The 18,943-nt window shown below is 41.2% G+C and carries 18 protein-coding genes and 1 tRNA gene; all 19 read left to right on the top strand.

Going from position 1 to position 18,943, the window contains the following annotated elements; all coding sequences use genetic code 11:
* Positions 1–211 precede the first annotated feature (211 nt).
* The 19 genes from AB5903_RS17185 to AB5903_RS17095 all read left to right on the top strand — a co-directional run bounded on the left by AB5903_RS17185 (position 212) and on the right by AB5903_RS17095 (position 18,881).
* A complete protein-coding gene (locus tag AB5903_RS17185; RefSeq protein WP_151871622.1) occupies positions 212–1,729 on the top strand; it encodes a phage portal protein in 1,518 nt (505 codons plus the stop codon).
* A complete protein-coding gene (locus AB5903_RS17180; RefSeq protein WP_225982505.1) occupies positions 1,726–3,366 on the top strand; it encodes an ADP-ribosyltransferase domain-containing protein in 1,641 nt (546 codons plus the stop codon). The genes AB5903_RS17185 and AB5903_RS17180 overlap by 4 nt, the downstream gene beginning before the upstream one ends.
* Positions 3,363–3,623 carry a hypothetical protein gene (locus tag AB5903_RS17175; protein ID WP_151871621.1) on the top strand — a complete coding sequence of 87 codons (261 nt, stop codon included), beginning with the start codon at positions 3,363–3,365 and terminating at the stop codon, positions 3,621–3,623. Before AB5903_RS17180 ends, AB5903_RS17175 begins: the two co-directional genes overlap by 4 nt.
* Positions 3,624–3,718: 95 nt before the next feature.
* Positions 3,719–4,432 carry a hypothetical protein gene (locus AB5903_RS17170; protein ID WP_151872130.1) on the top strand — a complete coding sequence of 238 codons (714 nt, stop codon included), beginning with the start codon at positions 3,719–3,721 and terminating at the stop codon, positions 4,430–4,432.
* 19 nt (positions 4,433–4,451) lie between these two features.
* A complete protein-coding gene (locus AB5903_RS17165) occupies positions 4,452–5,072 on the top strand; it encodes a hypothetical protein (protein WP_151871341.1) in 621 nt (206 codons plus the stop codon).
* Between the two features lie 7 nt (positions 5,073–5,079).
* Complete coding sequence (locus AB5903_RS17160) at positions 5,080–6,255, top strand: major capsid protein (RefSeq protein WP_151871342.1); 1,176 nt, start codon at positions 5,080–5,082, stop codon at positions 6,253–6,255.
* Positions 6,256–6,262: 7 nt separating this feature from the next.
* The gene (locus tag AB5903_RS17155) at positions 6,263–6,595 is read left to right on the top strand and encodes a hypothetical protein (RefSeq protein WP_008781999.1); all 333 of its coding nucleotides are present in this window, start codon (positions 6,263–6,265) and stop codon (positions 6,593–6,595) included.
* A 20-nt stretch (positions 6,596–6,615) separates the two neighbouring features.
* Positions 6,616–6,900 carry a hypothetical protein gene (locus AB5903_RS17150; RefSeq protein WP_234945065.1) on the top strand — a complete coding sequence of 95 codons (285 nt, stop codon included), beginning with the start codon at positions 6,616–6,618 and terminating at the stop codon, positions 6,898–6,900.
* Positions 6,897–7,352 (top strand): HK97 gp10 family phage protein, encoded by a 456-nt coding sequence (locus AB5903_RS17145; RefSeq protein WP_008782000.1) that lies wholly within the window; start codon positions 6,897–6,899, stop codon positions 7,350–7,352. The genes AB5903_RS17150 and AB5903_RS17145 overlap by 4 nt, the downstream gene beginning before the upstream one ends.
* A 3-nt stretch (positions 7,353–7,355) precedes the next feature.
* Entirely contained in the window at positions 7,356–7,736 is a 381-nt protein-coding gene (locus AB5903_RS17140) for a hypothetical protein (protein ID WP_151871343.1), read from the top strand.
* A 2-nt stretch (positions 7,737–7,738) separates the two neighbouring features.
* Positions 7,739–8,329, top strand: a complete 591-nt coding sequence (locus AB5903_RS17135; protein WP_151871344.1) for a hypothetical protein — start codon at positions 7,739–7,741, stop codon at positions 8,327–8,329.
* Between the two features lie 10 nt (positions 8,330–8,339).
* Positions 8,340–8,407: transfer RNA gene (locus AB5903_RS17130), tRNA-OTHER, on the top strand.
* Positions 8,408–8,458: 51 nt separating this feature from the next.
* A complete protein-coding gene (locus AB5903_RS17125; RefSeq protein ID WP_225990561.1) occupies positions 8,459–9,034 on the top strand; it encodes a hypothetical protein in 576 nt (191 codons plus the stop codon).
* 32 nt (positions 9,035–9,066) lie between these two features.
* Complete coding sequence (locus AB5903_RS17120) at positions 9,067–9,276, top strand: hypothetical protein (RefSeq protein ID WP_007558016.1); 210 nt, start codon at positions 9,067–9,069, stop codon at positions 9,274–9,276.
* Between the two features lie 116 nt (positions 9,277–9,392).
* Complete coding sequence (locus AB5903_RS17115; protein WP_151871345.1) at positions 9,393–13,505, top strand: phage tail tape measure protein; 4,113 nt, start codon at positions 9,393–9,395, stop codon at positions 13,503–13,505.
* A gap of 1 nt (position 13,506) precedes the next feature.
* The gene (locus tag AB5903_RS17110; protein WP_225990560.1) at positions 13,507–14,004 is read left to right on the top strand and encodes a hypothetical protein; all 498 of its coding nucleotides are present in this window, start codon (positions 13,507–13,509) and stop codon (positions 14,002–14,004) included.
* Complete coding sequence (locus AB5903_RS17105) at positions 13,994–14,782, top strand: hypothetical protein (RefSeq protein ID WP_151871346.1); 789 nt, start codon at positions 13,994–13,996, stop codon at positions 14,780–14,782. The genes AB5903_RS17110 and AB5903_RS17105 overlap by 11 nt, the downstream gene beginning before the upstream one ends.
* A complete protein-coding gene (locus AB5903_RS17100) occupies positions 14,779–17,670 on the top strand; it encodes a hypothetical protein (RefSeq protein WP_368118068.1) in 2,892 nt (963 codons plus the stop codon). The genes AB5903_RS17105 and AB5903_RS17100 overlap by 4 nt, the downstream gene beginning before the upstream one ends.
* A 2-nt stretch (positions 17,671–17,672) precedes the next feature.
* Positions 17,673–18,881 carry a hypothetical protein gene (locus tag AB5903_RS17095; protein WP_368118067.1) on the top strand — a complete coding sequence of 403 codons (1,209 nt, stop codon included), beginning with the start codon at positions 17,673–17,675 and terminating at the stop codon, positions 18,879–18,881.
* Positions 18,882–18,943: the final 62 nt, after the last annotated feature.

Here is an 18,943-nt window from a genome sequence, read left to right as displayed (position 1 = left end):
TACATAAAGAATGTTGTGATTATATCCCCAATAAACCATAATAATAGATTTTCTCTACTTTGTTCTTGATATAAGAACCATTTGATTGTATTGGTTATTCTTTTAAGTCTTTTCATATTCTTCTTTTTTGAAGAATAGAGTTTTTGTATGTATGGTAGGGAATTTATAGTTGTGAAATACAATAGGAGGATATATTTTAAGAGAAAAGTATATGCCAGGAATATCCGAAATATTGAGTAATGACGACTTTTCTCGAATAGTCAGTGATTTATGTGTAGATACCATAGAAGATAGAGACCCCAAAGAATATTTGGAGGAATATAACGGAGAACGCCGCCGTCGTAAAACTTCAGTAGGTTTTCGTGAACCTAAAAAAGTGGCTGTATATTCAGATACAGAGTTTGAAACAGACCCAAATACTGGCGAAGAAAAACCAAAACGTTTGGAAGATAAGACTGTGCCGGTTGCTAAGATTGTAACTAATATCCCAAAGAAGATAGTACGTACAGCAGCAGCTTTTTTGTTCGGTGGGGATATGATTGTATCGGCAGATAATATGGATGATGATAGCTTGCAAGACTTCAAGCAGGTATTTGTCCGTAAGCTTAAGATGAAATCAGTCTTTATGAGATTTGCTCGTATTGTACTATCTGAAACCAAAGGGGCGATTGTCTTTTATCCTGTAACGAAAAGCAATATTAAGGGAACGGATAAGGATGGAAATCCTATCTTAAAAAAAGAAGTCGTATTAAAAGCCAAAATATTATCAACACCAAAGGATGATAATGTAACCAATGAATTTTACCCGCATTTTGACGATGATGATGATATGGATGGCTTCATTCATAAATACACAGCTATGGTTAATGGCAGAAGTTGTGAATGCGTGAAGATTTATACCGCTAATGAGATTATAACCGGAATCAATGATGGGCAGTGGGTTATAACAAAGGATAAGAATCTATTCGGGAAAATTCCTGTTGTCTATGCAGAAGTAGACCAACCGGACTGGGAAGATATAGCAGTTCTTATGGATGCGTATGAAATGCGCCTTTCTCGAATGTCAGATACTAATGACTATTTTGGAGACCCTATGTTAAAGACTTACGGCCAGACCAATTTACCTTCAAAGGAAACGGTGGGAAAGGAGTTGAATTTCTCCATGGAAGTGGACCCGGATACCGGAACTGCTTATCATGGTGATGCAGAATATTTATCCTGGCAGCAGTCTATTGATTCTCAGAAAGAGGAAATCGCAAACGAAAGGCATGAGATATTTTCCGGTGCTTCTTGCCCTGACCTCTCCTTTGACAACCTTATCGGTATAGGTGATTTATCCGGAGTGGCTCGTGAGTTTATGACTATTGACGCAAAGATAAAAGCTACGGAACAGATGGAAATATTCGGTCCGGTGGTACAGCGTTGTGTGGCAATCGTGCAGGCTGGTATGGCCCGTATTTCCCATATCAAAAACGCTGGCGCAATAGAGGGAAATTATTTCGAGGTGAAGTTCGGTTCAATCTTGCCCAAGAACCTTACGGAAATTTTGCAGAACTTGGCTATTGCAAACGGTAATAAGCCTATCAATTCGCAAGAGACTATCACTGCAGAATCTCCTTATACAAAGAATGCCAAACAAGAGACTGCAACCATGAAGAAAGAAGAAAAAGAAATGGCACAAAACAGCAATCCTTTTGGTGCTACATTTTCTGCTAATCCAGATGAATGATGAAACGTAAAGGGCTTTCCTTTTATGATAGTCAGCATTTGCAAAAAATGTTGGTGCAGCAAAATGATATAACAGCTATCTTTAATCGTTTTATTGCTGCTATTTCCCCTTATCTTCAACAATGGGCAGATAAGGGGAAAGATAGTGTATGGGTAAGAAACCAGTCAATAGAAAAACGTATTGATAGGGAGTTGGTAAAGTTACAATCTGACCTACTTGCCAATATTACTCAATTCCAAATGGACGCATGGAAACGTTCTGAACTAAAGAATGATGATTTTATCTCAAGGTATGTTGAGGGATTGGCTATCAGTACAGCTATAAAAGAAGGGCTGTTTGCTCATAATGCCAAAGCTATGTTGCAGCTAAAAAAAGGTATGGATATTAGGGGAAATGCCTTATCTGACCGTGTGTGGAATATTGCGGAGCTGGCAAAAGAGCAACTGGAGTATTATCTTGCATCTGGAGTATCGGTAGGTCGTAATGCCGGGCAGATAGGTCGGGATGTGCGCCAACTTCTTAAAGAACCAGACAAACGTTTTAGGCGTGTGCGTGATGCAAATGGGAAACTGATTTTATCTCAGCCTATGAAAAATTATCATCCTGGCCAAGGTGTGTACCGTAGTGCAAGTATGAACGCATTGCGATTATCTTCTACGACAACCAATATGGCTTATCGTGCAGCAGATTATGAACGATGGAATGGTCAGGACTTTGTTTTGGGCATAGAGATAAGACGGTCTGATAGTAATCGCGGACCGTGTGCCCTTTGTGATTCGATGGTTGGCAAATATCCGAAAACATTTAAATTTACAGGGTTTCATCCGTTTTGCATTTGTTATGCGACTCCAATAGTTATGGAACCGGAAGATTTGGCCGAGTATTTGGTAAATGATACGATACCGGAAGAACTTGTTGTAAAAGATGTACCTCAATCGGCTAAATCTTGGGTAAACAAGAACCTTGAAAGGGCTAAAGGATGGAGCAATGAACCCTATTTTATTCGTGATAACCGGCAGTTCTTTGGAGAGTTGAAAACCAATATTTATACATTGGAAGAAAAGAAGTTTACCCGCACAAGAAGCACATCTGTATCGATGCAGCGTGCTATTGATTTTCTTTCAAAGGAATATCCGAATATTTCTAATACAAGGTTGGCCGCTATACATCATTATACTAAAGCCGGAGGCAACTATCGACAGTTAAATAAACAGTTGTATAATGACAACCTTAGCGAGTTTAATAAAGCTGCCGCAACATTAATTCGTGAAGGGTTGAATTTGTTGCCAACATTTAAAGGCATTACGTATCGTGGTACTATAATAAAGCGAAAGGAATACGAAGCTTTGTATAAGGATAAAAAAGAGGTTTCCCACAAGATATTTACATCATGTAGCAAATCTCCGGAAATAGCTGATATGTTTGCGAGTTATCGCCCTTTGAAAAGAAATGAAGTGAGCATAGTTTTTAGGATTCAGGGTAAAAATGGAAAGGATATATCGAAAATCTCGGAATTTAACGGTAAATTTGTAGAAAAGAATCAATATGAAATACTTTTTGCCACTGATACAAGATTTGAGATAATATCGGTATCGGAGCAGGAAGATAAGATTAATATTAAATTGAAAGAGCTATGAGCAAGGAACCGAAAGTACCGGAAGTTACAGATGAGCTTCGCCAATATTGGAAAGAAAGATCAGAAAAGATTCTCAGAAATTACGAAGCAGGGAAGTATGATGAGAACGATGAAGTAATGATGGCTTCCGTCAAGTGGGCAAGGTTAAGCATGGAGGAAAAGGAAGAGGGATATAAAAAGTATTATTTCTTGGGTGACCGTATGCAGGCAGAGCAGGATGCCATGTGCGGATATGATGACGAAGACGATGAAGATTAGTATTTAAAGTTTATTTGAATATAGGCTATCCGGGTGCGGGTAGCCTTTTTTTATGGTAAAAATCCTGCTCCAATATATTTTAAAGCAAAAAGACTATGGAAATTTTAGTTGCAATTAAAAAAGCTTTAAAGAAAGCAGGTATTCCAGAGAAATATGCTGCAAAGGTAAAAGCCTTGTTTAATATTGAGAGCGAGGAAAATCTGGAAAACTATGTCTCTCTTTTTAAGGATAACATTCTTCCGGATTTGGAAGCAAGCGAGCAGAACAAGCAGAATGTTATCAATAATGCTATTGCTGAATATGAAAAGAAGCATGGTCTGAAAGATGGCAAGCCTATAGAGGGAAAGGGCAAAAAAGGGAAGAAAAACAAAACGGTCGTTGACGACGATGACGATGATGTAGATGATGATTTGGATGATCTTCCGCCTGCTTTCAAAAAGATGATTCAAGCCCAGCAAAAGCAAATCCAGACCTTAACGGATAATATTTCCACCTTAACAAAAACCGTTTCCGATTCCGGCAAAAACGCGTCTGCTAAGGCATTGTTTGATACGGCCAAGTTGCCGGAAAAATGGTTTAAGCGTATTGATGTAAATTCCGAAACATCTGTAGAAGACCAAATTAAGGAGCTTCAAGAAGAATATAAGGAAATTCGCCAAAGCGCAATATCCGATGAAGTGGATGCAGGCAATTATCGCCCGTATGTAGCACAGCCCAAAGACCGGACAGAAAAGGAATGGTTGGAAATCATGAATAAAGATGAGGGTACTGGGGATTCCAACGGGGTTGCCAGTCTCGGTATTGATTAATAATTAATCCATTGTAGCTATGTTTTTTAAGAAAGAAAAAGAATTTCAGTACCATCCTGCGGTCATAAAAATGCTCGAGGATGTTGTCGGTGGCGGTACCATTGTTCGCGCTGATTTAAGAACTGCGATTTTTGATGGTATGCCATTGGACGAATTGCCGCCATATTGTGTTGTTGGCAAAGATGAAAATGGAGGGTATCGTGTAATCAAGACTGCTTTGGTTACAGAAGCCTTGGAAGCAGAGGGAACGACTGTAAAAGTCAATAAAAGCCATCTGTTTGCTGTTGGGGATTTTGTTACTATTGGAGGGGGCTTAAAAGGTGCATCCGATAAGATTACAGCCATAGACAAGAGTAATGCCGGATATGATGTTATTACTCTTGAAGCCAAGATTGGCGCAGCAAAGGTAGGTCAAGTATTGGTCGGGGTAAAAGAGAAGGCTACGGAAGGAAAGGCAACCCTTGTTACAAGTTCATCTGAGTTGGTGATAACCTTGTCAAAAGTTGATTTGACTGTCGCTAACCAATCATGCGGCTTAATGGTACGTGGAACCATTAGTGAAGGTAATATGCCCTTCCCTATCGATGCAGGCTTGAAGGCTTTGATGCCGTTAATCAGATTCGTAAACAAGAAATCATAATTGATTTATGGAAAGAAGTTTAATCAAACAAGTAAACAAGAAAAACATGAGTGCCCGTTTAAACTCGCGCCATGTAAAACCAATGTATTACCCTAATTTCTTTACTCCCAAAAGAGTTACAAGCTTGAAATGGGAAACATTGGTTGGAGAGAAAGGTGCTCCGGTAATTGCCGATGTCGTTTCTTTTGATTCTTCCGCTCCGGAGAAGACACGGGAAGTAATCAGCAAAATGTCCGGTGATATTCCCAAAATAGCCGTAAAGCGTGGCATGAACGAAAGCGACTATCAGGAATATAAGAATTTGGAGCGTGATGCACAAGGGGACGCAGAGCAAATGGAGTTGCTGAACCTTTCTTTCAAAGATCAGGATTTTGTGTATAATGCAGTGCGTGGTCGTATAGAATGGTTATCTATGCAGTATATGAGCCGTGCAGGATTTAATCTGTCTGCGAAAAATAATAACGGTATTGTAACCACTGAATTTGTAGGTTGTGGTATGCCAGCAGATAACAGAAAGAAATCTTCAGCAGACTGGGCTGATGCTGCAAAAGCTGACGGTCTGCAAGATATTGAAAAGGTCCTTTCTGCAGCAAGTGCTAAGGGGGTAAGTCTGCGATACATTATTATGCTGACATCTGATTTCACTTTATTGAAGAAGCAGAAATCAACTTTGGATAAGATTAAGGGCTGGATTAACCAGACATCGAAGCTCGTTATCACCAAGAAGGTTATTAACGAGTATTTGGCTGAACAAGAATATCCGGCACAGATTATCACTATCAATCCGGCTGTGCGTATTGAAGATGCAAACCACAAACGTACTACTGTTTGTCCATGGAAGAAGCATCGTATTTGCTTCCTTGAGGATTTGAATGTTGGTAATATCCAGCACGGTCCTATTATGGCTGAAAATTCGGAGTCTCTGAAGAAGAAAGCAATCATGGTAAAGAAAGACTTTATCTTGGTTACAAAATTCTCTACTGAAGAGCCGTTCAAGGAGTGGACCAAGGCTGAAGCTAATGCAATTCCTGTAGTCAATGACCCGGAAGCTATGTATATCTTGCAGGCTGACGGTAAGGAATGGCCGTCAGACGAAGCAACAGAAGGTACGGATAATATTCCTGCTAAGTTCTTGGGTCAGGAAGTGGAGGATGAAAACTTAGAACCGGGTGACGAAGAATAATACAGTTATGGCAACAATCAGAGAAACGATACTGGAATATCCCTCTATTGGAGATATGGAAGGCTTCTTGGAAAAGGTAGTATTTGTAAAGCGTGGTATTAATCCCGAAGAACAATGTACTACTGATAATATAAAGCAAGTTGGCCTATGTGTCGCTGATACGTATGCCATGCTGATAAATTCTCCGGATTTCACGGAAAACAAGTTATCTGTCTCTCATCCCCGCTCTTACTATATACAGACTGCAAAGCAGTTATATATTGAGAACGGGGAGCCTGAAAAGGCTGCCAAATTAGGAAAGAAAATCATTATTAGGGGAAGGGCAAGGAACGCATGGTAACCAGATATCCTCATACTGCCTTGATAACTTATGAAATTGGCGGAAAATTAGTCAATGGTGAGTGGGTTGATGGAGAAACAAAAACTCTGTCAGTAAAGGGAAGATATGATTCCGTTAGTGATGGGCGTATAGTTATGAAGAAAAACAGCCTTGGCGACGAAAAGCAAGTACATGGCTATTTCTATACTAAAGTCCGTCCTGATATTGATGTTAAATATTTGCGTTTACAAGTTCCTTCTCTTAATGTTGATGTGGATATAATTTGCTGGGAACCGTATCAATCCCATTCAATTATAAATGTATGAAATCAGGACTAACGCCTTTGTTTTCGGATGCGGATATAGACCGCTGGTTTGACAAATTCCAAGAACGAGCAGAAGAAAGGATTTTTAAATTACTTTCTGCTGCCGGAGAAAAATTTGTAGAAGTGGCCCGTAAATCGGGTAACTATACAGACCGCACAGGCAATCTTCGTTCTTCTGTAGGCTATATAATAGCTATGGATGGAGAAACCGTTTCTGAAAACTTTGAGAAAAGCGGTAAAGGGAATGACGGTGATACTGGTATTTCCAAAGCCAGACAGTTGGCCGAAGATATTTCTTTGGCTTATCAAGGCAGTTACGTACTGATTGGTGTTGCCGGTATGGAATATGCGGTTCATGTTGAAGCCAAAGGAAAAGATGTGGCTACTACGGGATATATCCAATGTCAGGAGTATTTGCGTAAGGCATTGATTAGGGTATTTGAAAAAATCTAGTTTATGGATGAATTTGATGTAATAGATTTCGTATATGAAGCGATAGAAGCTGCCGGTACTGGAATTGCCATATATAAAGACAAATCTGAGGCCGGTGTTAAGGACGAACATATCGTAATTAATCATCTATCATTAACGGAGTTGGATTTCATTAATAAAATCCCTGTAAATGTGAATGTGTTTGTTCCTTTGAAGCATAATGGAATGTATCAGCGTCAACGTATGAAAGAGTTAAAACGTATGGTGCGTAAGGCTCTTGCTTCGATAAATAGTGATGATGGCAATTGTAGAGAAATAGAGGATTTCCTAAGTATTCCGATACCGGATTTAAAAGAGGGATTTATGTGTATTAATATTCGATTTAATGTAAAAGTGGATAATTGATTATGCCAGAAACAAAAACGGTAAGACCTATCGCTATGGGCGTAGGCGCGATTAGAATTGCAGATGTTGGTGATGGAGTGCCGGGAAAGGATTTTACCACACTTCCCTTACCCACCAAAAGTAGTGTTGCTTTCAACTTTGCAGACCCTAAGGAAGTGAAGATAGACATTGAAGGCAGTACCGAACCCTTATATGTGGAATTTGTAAAAGATACCACTGATTATATTGAGTTCTCTATTCCTACTCCAAGTAATGATACAATAGCATTGCTTGCTGGTGGAACCGTTGACAAAGGGGAAGATTTATCTCCAAAGGATGTTTGGAATAAGCCTACGGATATTCCGTCAATCAATAAGACATTCCAATGCGAAACATTGCCCAAAAAAGGAAAGAAAGTAGTTTATACTGTTGTCAATGGTAAGATAGCTGCTAAGATTTCACAGGCTCCAGGCGCAGAACAAGCAGAGTTGTTATTGGTTCGTGTGTACGTACAGGCAGCAATTACAGAAAAAGGGGAAACCAAAACTGCCTTTATGCGTGAAGTTACTGATGCGGCGCCTAAAGCTAAGGCGGCCAAAGCTGCATCCAAGTAAATAACTATGGTTCTATATAGCTCAGTCGGCAGAGCGCATTATATAATGAGGTCGGCGGTTCGAGTCCGCCTATAGAAACAAACTTTTGATGGATAGGGGCGAAACAATTCTATAATAGTCGCGAATATTATGGAATTTTCCCGGAAGTACAACGGGATAGCCCCTTTGGATAAATTTATGAGTGTAAAGAATTTGTTTAAATTGGAGTCAGCTTCCATAACGGAGCAACCAGTCAAGATACCATTTGATTTTAGCGAGAAAAAATCTATTCCGGCAGGAAAGGAAGTCGGGGATAGTATAGTCATACGTCCGATAACGGTTAGGACATGGTTTAAGTTGCGACCTCTTTTGCTTGAAATAGAACCGGCAGACCTTGATAAGATGATTGTCAAGTCTGATGAGCCGACTAGTGATTTTCCGGTTATGATGGATAAGTATGGAGAGTTACTTCTTGATATTGTATGTTTGGGCATTCATAATAAGCCGTCGGAGCCACCGGCATGGTTTCGCAATGTTCTTATAGATAATTCCACATGGGAAGATATACGAATACTTCTCAATGCCATATTCTTTAGAATAGGTTACTTCCCTTTTTGCGACTCTATCACGATGCTTCAGAACGTGAGCCCATTGGGAGAGACGGAGATAATAGCCGCTCAGAAGAATCTGCAAAGTTGGCAGGATACAGTCAAGCAAGATTCTTAGTTATAGTGCATGATTCGTTAGGATTGACTTATATGGAAACAATGGAAAGCAGTTATTCCTTGATTGAAATAATGATGCAGGAATATGCTTCTGTGATGAAAGAAAGAAACCGGACAGTTGATGAAGATGGAGAAACCGAAGGTGTGGATTATGAATGGGTTGAGTTACCAAGTTTTGATGATCCGACAAAAACAATTCGGATGAAGAGGTACTATGATATTGAAGGCGCAAAAGCGAAATAATGCCTGTTTTTATATATTACAATGTTGAAACATTGTTTCATGTCTTGTTTTTAGAGGTTGATGCCCCGTGTCTGTGAAGATATGGGGCTTTCTTATATTTTAAAAATAAATGAATTATGGGTATTCAGAATAAAGATGGTGCATTATATTTTGCTACAGGCATAGATAATACCGGACTTTATAAAAGTCGTCGGGAAGCTATTGGTATAATAAAGGCGATGGCTGATGAAATTACATCGTTTGATGTGTTCGGAGGTATCGGTATCAGTGCAGGGATAGCCTTTGCTCGTGCGGCCAAAGAATCATACGATTTTGAAAAACGTTTTCAGAAAGCCATGCTTGAAGTTGCTACTCTTTCTAAAGAGGTAGACGGTAGTTTGACAGAATACATGAATCGTGTTATGGATATGATTCGTGATATTCCTATTGCCGGTGATGAAGCGGCTAAAGCATTGTATCAAATCGTGTCTGCCGGTCATGATGGAGCAAATGGTATGAAAATTTTAGAGGTATCCGCTAAGGCGGCTACCGGCGGTCTGACTGAAACGGCAACGGCTGCTGATGCCATTACTACTATTTTGAATGCTTATGGTATGCAGGCAGATAAAGCAAAATCCGTGTCCGATAAGCTATTTACTACGGTCCGTTTAGGTAAGACCACGTTTGGGGAACTTGGCACAAGTATTGCCCAAGCTGCACCGATTGCTGCTTCATTTGGCATAAGCCTTGATGATGTACTGGCTGCTGTGGCTACTATAACTAAGCAAGGTGTACCGACATCGGAAGCCATGACAAAGATACGTGCTGCTATACTTGGTACAGCTAACCAGCTCGGAGATGCAGCTTTCCAAGGCCGTACATTCCAAGAAGCATTACAGTTGATTTATGATAAAGCTGATGGTTCTGCAACCAAGATGAAAGAGTTGCTTGGTACTGATGAAGCATTGCAAGCTGCATTGGCTCTTACCGGAAAGAATGCCAAGGGAGCTTCTAAGGATTTGGCGGAGTTGGGAAATTCCGCTGGAGCTGCGGAAACTGCTTTTAAAAAGATGAATGATAGTACTGAAAATCAGTTGGTACTTCTTCGTAATAATATAACTGCGGCACTCCGGCCGATGGGCGAGGAAATAATGAAGCAAGTTGCCGATATTGCTGAAAGTTTCAATAATGCGTTGTCTAATGGGGATTTGGTAAACACATTATCTACCTTGCAAGATTTGTTGGTAGTAGGTGCTACGGCGTGGGGAAGCTATCGTGTTGCGGTGTTGCTCGCTGCGCAAGCTGAATTGTATCAACAAGGATTGGCTAAAGGGTGGACCCTATCGATGCAGCTTCAAGCAAACTGGCTTAATATAGTCAGCAAGGCAAAGGAAATACTTGCCATGAAGACAAAAGCATTGAATGCTATAATGGCTAAAAGTCCTTATGTGCTTATTGCAACAGCTATAGCTGCTTTGGGATATGCCATATATAAGCATATAACATACGTTAGTGAAGCAGAGAAGGCAAATAGGAAATTAAATGAGTCTTATAATGAGTGTATAGCATTACAGTTGAAAGAGAAAAGAGAACTGGATGATGTATTTTCGGCATTGGCTCGCGCTAAGGAAGGGACAGAAGAAAGAAGGAAAGTGATAAACCTGATAAACGGACAGTATGGAAGTTATCTTAGTAATATGCTTACTGAAAAATCCTCTGCAGAAGAAATTAAGAGTGCTTATGACCGTATAAATGCTTCATTGAAAGAAAAGATTGCCTTACAGATACAAAACCAAGCTACCGATGAAATCGCTACATCTGGAGTAAAGAAGCAGGCTGATGAGTTGGAGAATTTACGTAAGGGGCTTTCACAATATTCAAACAACGATGGATTAGTAGAATTGACAGTTCAGAATATTGTAGATAAAGTGACAGAAGCTCAACGAGCCGGTATTGGAAATCGAAAAGTGTTTTGGGATTTACAACGAGAATTAGTAAATGGCATTGCCAAAGATGCAAAAGAATTAAATGATGAGGTTGTGGAGGCTTTGGATGAATATATCAGAAGCGTTTATTCGACCGAATATAATATCTATCAAGCAAAAAAGAGATTTGCTCCGTTTATCAAAGGTCTGACTTCTGTCAATACTGGTACGACCACTACGACTACTACGACAACCGGCACAACTGTGGTTAATACAGAACCGGATAAAAAAGATTATAAAGGCGATATTGAGAATGCAAAAAAAGAACAGGGAAAACTGTTTGAACAATTCTCAATGGATTTGCAACAGATGAGAATTGATGCAATGGAAGAAGGGGAAGAAAAGTATCAAGCTCAGCGCCGTTTGGATTTTCAGAAAGAGTTGTTTTCGATAAAAGAACATGGAGAAGCTTTGATAAAGGCTCAACAAGAAATCGAAAAAAAACAATGGGAGGAAAGGAATAAAGGTAAGAAGAATAATGAAAAGGGAGTTTTCAAGCCTACAACTACATCCATAGAGCAGTTACCACAAGAGCAGAAAGACTTATTAAGTAATATGTATTCTGAAGCTCAAGTTAAGAATCTGATGAATGAAGAAAAAATACTCAAGGAAAAATACGATGCCCTTATTGCCCAACTTGATGATTATAAGAGCCGCGAATACACTATAACCAAAGAATGGGATGAAAAGATTGCTCAAGCAGCAGGAAATGAGGAATTGGTAGATAAACTAACCAAAGGCAAAGAAAAAGCCTTGAACGAGTTAAATGCACAGATGTTGATGCAGTCGGATGAATGGGTAAAATTGTTCGGTGATTTAGATAACCTTACCATTTCCGAAATAGAAAATCTTATTCAGATAATCAAGTCGAAAGCTAAAGATTTGAAGCTGGACCCTATTAACCTGGATAAGGTCTTGGAAAAGCTGAAAGATGCGGAGAATGAAATCAAATCCCGTAACCCGTTCCGTAGCTTGGTTAGTCATATAAAAGAATATCAGCAAGAGGCTGATAAGACTAAAAAGAAAGCATCCTTAAAAGAAATATTTGGTGATACTTCCGAAGTGCTTGGAATGGTGAACGAATGTTTTGATTCGGTCATAGGTGGTTTAAAGAATATGGGGTTAGCAGGGGATGAAGAAACCCAAAAGTTACTTGGAAGTATATCCAATATGGTTGGGTCGGCAGGTAAATTGGCCGATGGTATCGCTTCCATGAATCCGGCTACTATGATTTCAGGTGCCGTTGGGCTTATATCTTCTGCATTTGATGTCTTTGACCGAAGAAGTCGTAAGGCTAATCGGGCAATTAAACAACATCAAGAGAATGTGAAAAACTTGGAAAAGCAATATCGGCAGTTGGAACGTGAAACAGCCAAAGCTATCGGCAGTGAGAAATATAGTAAGCAGATAGAGCAGGTAAATAACTTGCAGCAAAAGATAATTGAAACAGAGGGTATGATAGCAGCAGAACAAAGCAAAAGGTCCAAAAAACGTGATGACGGGAAGATTGCTGATTGGGAAAGTCAGATAGAGGATTACCGGGATAAAATAGACGAACTAAAGCAAGGGATTGTAGATGAGTTATCAACAACGGATTTGTATTCATTTTCCAATGATGTGGCTTCGAGTATTATTGATGGTTTGTGTAATGGTCTTGATAGCGGCAAAGAAGTTGTACAAGAAAAGATAAATGACTTAATGAGGAATGTTATAGCTAAACAGTTTGATGTTCTTGTAATCCAAAATGCCATGGAAGATATGTTTCAAAAGATGGCAGATGCTGTTGACCCAACAAAAGATGGAGGAATTGGAATTACAGATTGGGAAATGAATCAGATTGTTTCTGCTGGGCAGGATGGGAAGGAAGAGATAATGAATAGCCTTGGAAGATATAAGGCAATACTTGAACGTCTTGGACTTATAAATGATGATATTGAAGATAAAATAGAGAATGGCGTTACTGGTGAGCTGCAGGCTGCGGTAACTGAGGGGACTGCTTCCCAGCTTGTAGGTCTATGGAATATGTCTGCTTTAGATATACGTTCTTTGCTTAATTTGAGCCATGAGCATTTTATAGAATGCCGGACGCAGCTTGCCAATATAGCTAATATTTATGTGCAGATTGTTGGAATAAACAATAATACAAAAGCAACAGCAGATAACACTGGTACTCTTGTTGAAGAACTGAAAACGGGTATCAAATCATTGGAAACAAAGCTTGATGAAATCAGAAAAAACACTAAAAACTATAATGGGAGAGGATAGTATGGAACTGAAAGAACGAATTGCATTATTGGCAGGCGCTGCTGGAGCCTGCAGTGAAGGGTTACAAGAATTAGCAGCTACAAAGTCTAGGGTTGATATGCTCAGATGCTTTTTTGATAATATTAAGTTTTGTCTTTCAAGACATACTCCATCAAGTGCATTTCTTCGCTCTAATTTTGGAGATATGATGCACGGACAAGGATTGTATGCCGATGAAACAGTAAATGTGAAAAATCAAAAGGAAGTAGCCTTTGTGGGGAAGTGTTATGCCGTAGTGGAAATAACAGAACGAATGATGTGCCGAATATGGGCTGCTGATAGTACAAAGCTGAATATTCGGGCTTCCAATGGGGCACGCTTGATTATAGATGCTTTGGATACTGCAGATATAATCGTAGATGAATGCAGCGGTGCTCATATTACGGTTTATTTATATGGTAATGCAACTTGTACGGGAGCTGATTTAATAGTTCGGAAAGGAAACACTTATGAGTTATAAACTTGACGATATAGATATATCTTCTTACGATGCTTTCCCCTATGTAGGTCAGACAAAAGATTGTATTGCCATATCAGGAGTATTTGACCTTCCTAAGCGTAAAGGAACAACGGAATATAATTGGGGAACCAGTATTGAACCGTTTGTTGATGCAGAAGATATTGAACTGGATGGTCGGACTTTAGTTCTATCTTTGGTGGTTCGCTCTGAAAATGTAAAATCCCAATTAGATAAGCTAAAGAAGGCTTGTATTTCATGCAGGCGCTTATCGATCGGATTTGGTAGCTTCAATGTTATCTGTAAGGATGAGATTTCTGTAGAAGAATACGTTTCTTTAAATATGGCTATTGTGCAAGTGAAATTTTGGCAACAAAGCTATATTCCGGCAGAAATAGGAATTAATCCGTCAGGTGGGAATAATTACGTAATGGATGGTTATTCTTTAAATGCAGATTTTGGGATTTATGTATCTTCTCGTTCTGGTGTTGAGACTGTTGGAAAGCGGATAGAGATAGGTACGACTTTGCCATATATGCAAAATGAATACCGTGAGCCTACCACATTGATATTAAAATGTACTATGTTGGGAAATAGCCTGGAATGGTTGTATTCGAGCATGAGTCAGTTTTCGGCATTATGTATTAGCCCAGGACTCAGAAATTTGATTTTGAAAGGTAATGAACGTCTGGAGATATATTTTAAAGATGGAATAACCGTTACAGTGCGGACTAAGCATGTATTGGAATTCGATTTAAAATGTAGGGTAATGCAACAATGATTGACATCTTAGAGGTATATCGTGTAGTTTCTGGAATTGATACCAAGGTAGCCAGTATTGCATCTGATGATGCTATATTGGCTAATGGCATAATGAATAAGAATGAAGTATCGGTAACTGTGGTTACTGATACCATTCCTGATATTCAAGAGGGGGATTTTATAAGGGTTGGCGGAATAAAATATAAAATTAATCGTGCATCTGAATTTGCCGATAAAAGTTCTGTGAATCATACTACAACATACCTATTTGAAGCACCGGAATATACTTTAATAGATAAGATTCTAACCAATAAGATAACCCAAAGCACTCGCGTTACTCTTACGGGAAAATTGAGGGATTGGTTGGAATTGTTGATATGGAATGTCAATAAGACAGATGATAATCCTTTAGGGGTAGATACGGGATGGCAGCTTGGCAATATTCCTGATACGGAATATATGACATTATCATTTGACGGGATAGATTGCCGTAGTTTATTATCAGAGCTGGCTTCGGCGTATGGCTATGAGTATTATGTACATGACCATACGATAAATTATGTATCACGCATTGAAAATGAAAGAAATCTAACATTTACACAAGGGCAAGGTGGTGGATTGTATGAGGTAGAGCAAAGCAACGTTGATAGTGGTGATGTTACTACCCGTGTATATCCAGTTGGTGGAACAAAGAATATAGCTCCAGGGGAAGGCGATGAAGAAGGACGTTTGATGTTGCCCGAAAAGTATTTGGAAAACTTTTCAGAAACCAATCGGGTAGTTGAGAAAAAGATTGTTTTTGATGGTATTTATCCTTCTTTTACTGGTTTTGTTGAGAATCCTACAGGGGAGAATTTTCGTGAGTTCATATGCCGTGATATTGATTTTAATATCAAAGAACTGGCTATTGGCGATGATGCGCGTATTAATTTTCTCACAGGAGATTTAATGGGAAAATCCTTTGAATTTAAGTGGGATAATTCTAATAAGAAAATAACCCTAATCTACCAAGAAGACGAATTGGCTCCCATTGACCCGGAAACCCAAAGCAGACCTCTTATCCCATCAGCGGCCAAACATTTGAGAGGTGGTGAGGAGTTTAATTTTACTGGTATTCGTCTCGGAGAGTCATACAAGCAAGCTGCAATATCAAAATTGCGTGAGAAAGCTACGGATTGGCTTGCTTTTAATTCGCAAAAAAGGGTAAAGTTTACTCTTGATGTGGATTATCGTTATATGAGGAAAAAGGGCGGCTTAGAGTGTGGGGATTTGATAACTGTAAGCATACCGTCGCGTAATATCAGTAGAATCATTCGTATTGTTTCTACAGAAAAGAATCTGAAGACCGGAAAACTTTCGTGTGTCGTATCAAACTATCTGACTGAAAAATGGGAAGATAAGATTGAGGGGCAGATAAGTTCTATGCAGGCTACTATAAATGGAGGTGGTGCTGGCAGTGTTACTGTTCTAGAAAAATATGATGAACGGCCTCTAACAGATAAGAACGTATTATCCTCTTTACGTACTTTATTGGAGATTGCGGAAAGAGCCTTAAGTAAAGAACACTCGGACTCTACAGATTATTTGCTTAAACTCCTTGCAGGCGGCGAGTTCGGCGAGTTCGTAGACAGTATGATTGCCGGCAAGGGTGCAGGGATATTTCCTGATGGTAGAGGACAATTTGAACGGTTGGAAGTCCGCGGTTCACTGTCAGTGCTTGACCTTATTATCAATCAGATTCAAGGAATGGAATCTGATTACTCCTTCACCGAGATTGGCAAGATAGAATCCGTGGAGGATTTGGGAGAAAACACCTACCGTCTGAGTATCGAGAAACGCACGGACTTCGACTTCATGAAGTTCCAGGAGAATGATGTCTGCTTTTCCATCATTAATACATTACTAACGGGCGGTTCCGACTATTATACAAGCTGGATGCGTATTCTTACCACCAATGCGCAGGAGAACAGCATAACGGTCGTGCTCTATCCGGACAGCGAAGTGCCTGGAGGCACGAACTATCCGCCGTTGGCTGGTTACAACGTAACCCGCAGGGGTAACAGTACGCTTCCTGAAGAGGGCGGCTTCAACGGTCGGGCACAGTCGTGGATGATTTCTTCACGAGAAGGTCGGATTATGTTCTTGTCCAATGTCTATAAGCCAATACTGGAGGACTACAACTACTCAATCAGTATCGGCAGATTTCCCCGTACCAAGGCACTTGAAAAGCTGCCGATTTCCGAGAATGAGACAGGCGTCATGGCACAGACGGTCATTGCCGAGAAATTCTACCAACTCGACCACAACGGCGATGTCATTCCCAACAAGGTAGACCGGGGTGCCTGGTCGCTGGAAACGGCCCAGAGCGGCGCTCCTTACCGGTTTGTACAGCACGAACTGTCGAAACCTTCCGGCAGCGAATATACCCTGCTGGAACAGCATACGGTCTACCACCTTGGCTGCAAGTGGGGCTGTCTGAAGGACAAGACAACCGACGAACCGAAATGGAACTCCCCGTCATGGGGACTCCTTGAGGGCGACAGCAGGTATTCGCTCCAGCTCTCCATTTCAGGTGGGGAGGCATTCGTCATAGGAGGTGTGGATGAGGTAATTTCCGGGCGTATATATTTCGGAACTACAGATATAACGGATGATGTGATGGCGGACGATGCTACCGAAGTGGAGTGGTTCCGCAACAGTGGCAATGTTCCGGCGGACAACCTCTGGACGCCTGAGTATGTGGACGGAAACAGGCTTGCCATCCATATCGACAACGGGAACCAGCACGGGGTCGGTTCGGATTTCGGTTTTGTCAGCAAGTCCGTGATATTCACCTGCCGGGTGTTCTTTCCGGTAAACGGCAGGTTGGAGGAAGTGGATAAGAATTTAGGATTTGACATATTATAACTATGGGAATAAAGAGTAACAAGCAGTGGGGCCGTATTTACGTTGCCCCCCTTTCCCTTCAGGGAGAGATAATAGTATTGTCGGGCAGTCCCGTGCAGACCTATGACAAGCAGCTGCGGGAATACAGCCCCGACCGGACCCTGACACCGCTGGTCATCGTGCCGAAGGTATCGGCATTCGACGAGAAGACGGTATTCGGTGAAATGGAACTCACGGGGGTGGAGTGGTTCGAAGGTGCGCCCCGTGACAAGTCGGCCAACCGCATCGTCGAGGGCGAGTATTACAGCATTTCCGACGGCAGCGGCGGTGTGCCCAAATATGCGCTTACCATCCGGAAGAATATTCCGCCGGAGAAGCCGGTGGAGTATTTCGGCATCGCGATATTCACTGACCCGCGCACGAACCGCGAGGTCAGGGTCGAAAGGAGCATCAGGTCGTATTCGCACCTGTACGACAACAAGGCGTATTCGTTGCGCCTGAAGGGTGATTCCGTGATGGTGACCGACCCGCTTCGCCTGGCCGACCGTTCCGGTTATTGGGACAGGGAGATAGAACCGCAGCTCTATACGGGCACTGAACCCGTGGATGATGAACACGCCGCATACTTCTGGGACATTCTTGAAAACGGAGCATACCGCCCGGTTACGCCGGATGACCCCGGCATCGTCTGTCATGACGGGAACGGAGTGTACACCCGCAAGCTGATGTATCAGGCGAAGTATGTCACCGGTGCAAGCTTCCGTGTTCGTGCCTGTGAATATGCGGGCAGCAGACCGCAGGCACCTACGGACGGGCGGCTGGAAAAGGTTATTGAGGTAAAGACGGAGATGGCCGTTTCCCTCAATTGCGAAATTATCCAGACGAAAGGTTTCACCCTGTCGGAGGACATGAAGCAGCCGAGCGCCTATGAGGTACGCATCTTCGACAACCGCCGCGAGTACGGTACAGGGTACGATGACCTTTTCCGCATCACATGGAAAGGCCAGAGTGCGAAGCCGGGCGAGCCGGAAAAGGTGCTGGCAACCGGCGGGCGGACGTTGGAGTTCATTCCGGCGGACAAGGGTTTCCCGGCAAAATATATCTTCCATGTGCGGGCGGAAGTGGGGCTTCTCACAGGTGAGTCCCTGATGGGCGATGAGGAAGGTGCCGTTATCTCCTCACAGATTGACGGACAGACGGTATTCATTGCCACGGGGCCGGTATATGAATAATTGAGTAACAACTTTAAACTTTAATCAATATGTACGTAATTGTAGAAAAGGCAAAGCTCGAA

The sequence above is a fragment of the Bacteroides sp. 2201st1_D9_2201SCRN_220225 genome, from assembly GCF_040928965.1.
GTDB lineage: Bacteria > Bacteroidota > Bacteroidia > Bacteroidales > Bacteroidaceae > Bacteroides > Bacteroides stercoris.
This window is presented reverse-complemented; position numbering and strand designations above follow the sequence as displayed.

Coding starts and splice junctions, on each gene's coding strand:
- AB5903_RS17120 (WP_007558016.1), top strand. CDS start 9,067: ATGGAAACAATGGAAAGCAGTTATTCCTTGATTGAAATAATGATGCAG.
- AB5903_RS17115 (WP_151871345.1), top strand. CDS start 9,393: ATGGGTATTCAGAATAAAGATGGTGCATTATATTTTGCTACAGGCATA.
- AB5903_RS17095 (WP_368118067.1), top strand. CDS start 17,673: ATGGGAATAAAGAGTAACAAGCAGTGGGGCCGTATTTACGTTGCCCCC.
- AB5903_RS17185 (WP_151871622.1), top strand. CDS start 212: ATGCCAGGAATATCCGAAATATTGAGTAATGACGACTTTTCTCGAATA.
- AB5903_RS17165 (WP_151871341.1), top strand. CDS start 4,452: ATGTTTTTTAAGAAAGAAAAAGAATTTCAGTACCATCCTGCGGTCATA.
- AB5903_RS17180 (WP_225982505.1), top strand. CDS start 1,726: ATGATGAAACGTAAAGGGCTTTCCTTTTATGATAGTCAGCATTTGCAA.
- AB5903_RS17170 (WP_151872130.1), top strand. CDS start 3,719: ATGGAAATTTTAGTTGCAATTAAAAAAGCTTTAAAGAAAGCAGGTATT.
- AB5903_RS17160 (WP_151871342.1), top strand. CDS start 5,080: ATGGAAAGAAGTTTAATCAAACAAGTAAACAAGAAAAACATGAGTGCC.
- AB5903_RS17145 (WP_008782000.1), top strand. CDS start 6,897: ATGAAATCAGGACTAACGCCTTTGTTTTCGGATGCGGATATAGACCGC.
- AB5903_RS17155 (WP_008781999.1), top strand. CDS start 6,263: ATGGCAACAATCAGAGAAACGATACTGGAATATCCCTCTATTGGAGAT.
- AB5903_RS17110 (WP_225990560.1), top strand. CDS start 13,507: ATGGAACTGAAAGAACGAATTGCATTATTGGCAGGCGCTGCTGGAGCC.
- AB5903_RS17125 (WP_225990561.1), top strand. CDS start 8,459: ATGGAATTTTCCCGGAAGTACAACGGGATAGCCCCTTTGGATAAATTT.
- AB5903_RS17105 (WP_151871346.1), top strand. CDS start 13,994: ATGAGTTATAAACTTGACGATATAGATATATCTTCTTACGATGCTTTC.
- AB5903_RS17135 (WP_151871344.1), top strand. CDS start 7,739: ATGCCAGAAACAAAAACGGTAAGACCTATCGCTATGGGCGTAGGCGCG.
- AB5903_RS17140 (WP_151871343.1), top strand. CDS start 7,356: ATGGATGAATTTGATGTAATAGATTTCGTATATGAAGCGATAGAAGCT.
- AB5903_RS17100 (WP_368118068.1), top strand. CDS start 14,779: ATGATTGACATCTTAGAGGTATATCGTGTAGTTTCTGGAATTGATACC.
- AB5903_RS17175 (WP_151871621.1), top strand. CDS start 3,363: ATGAGCAAGGAACCGAAAGTACCGGAAGTTACAGATGAGCTTCGCCAA.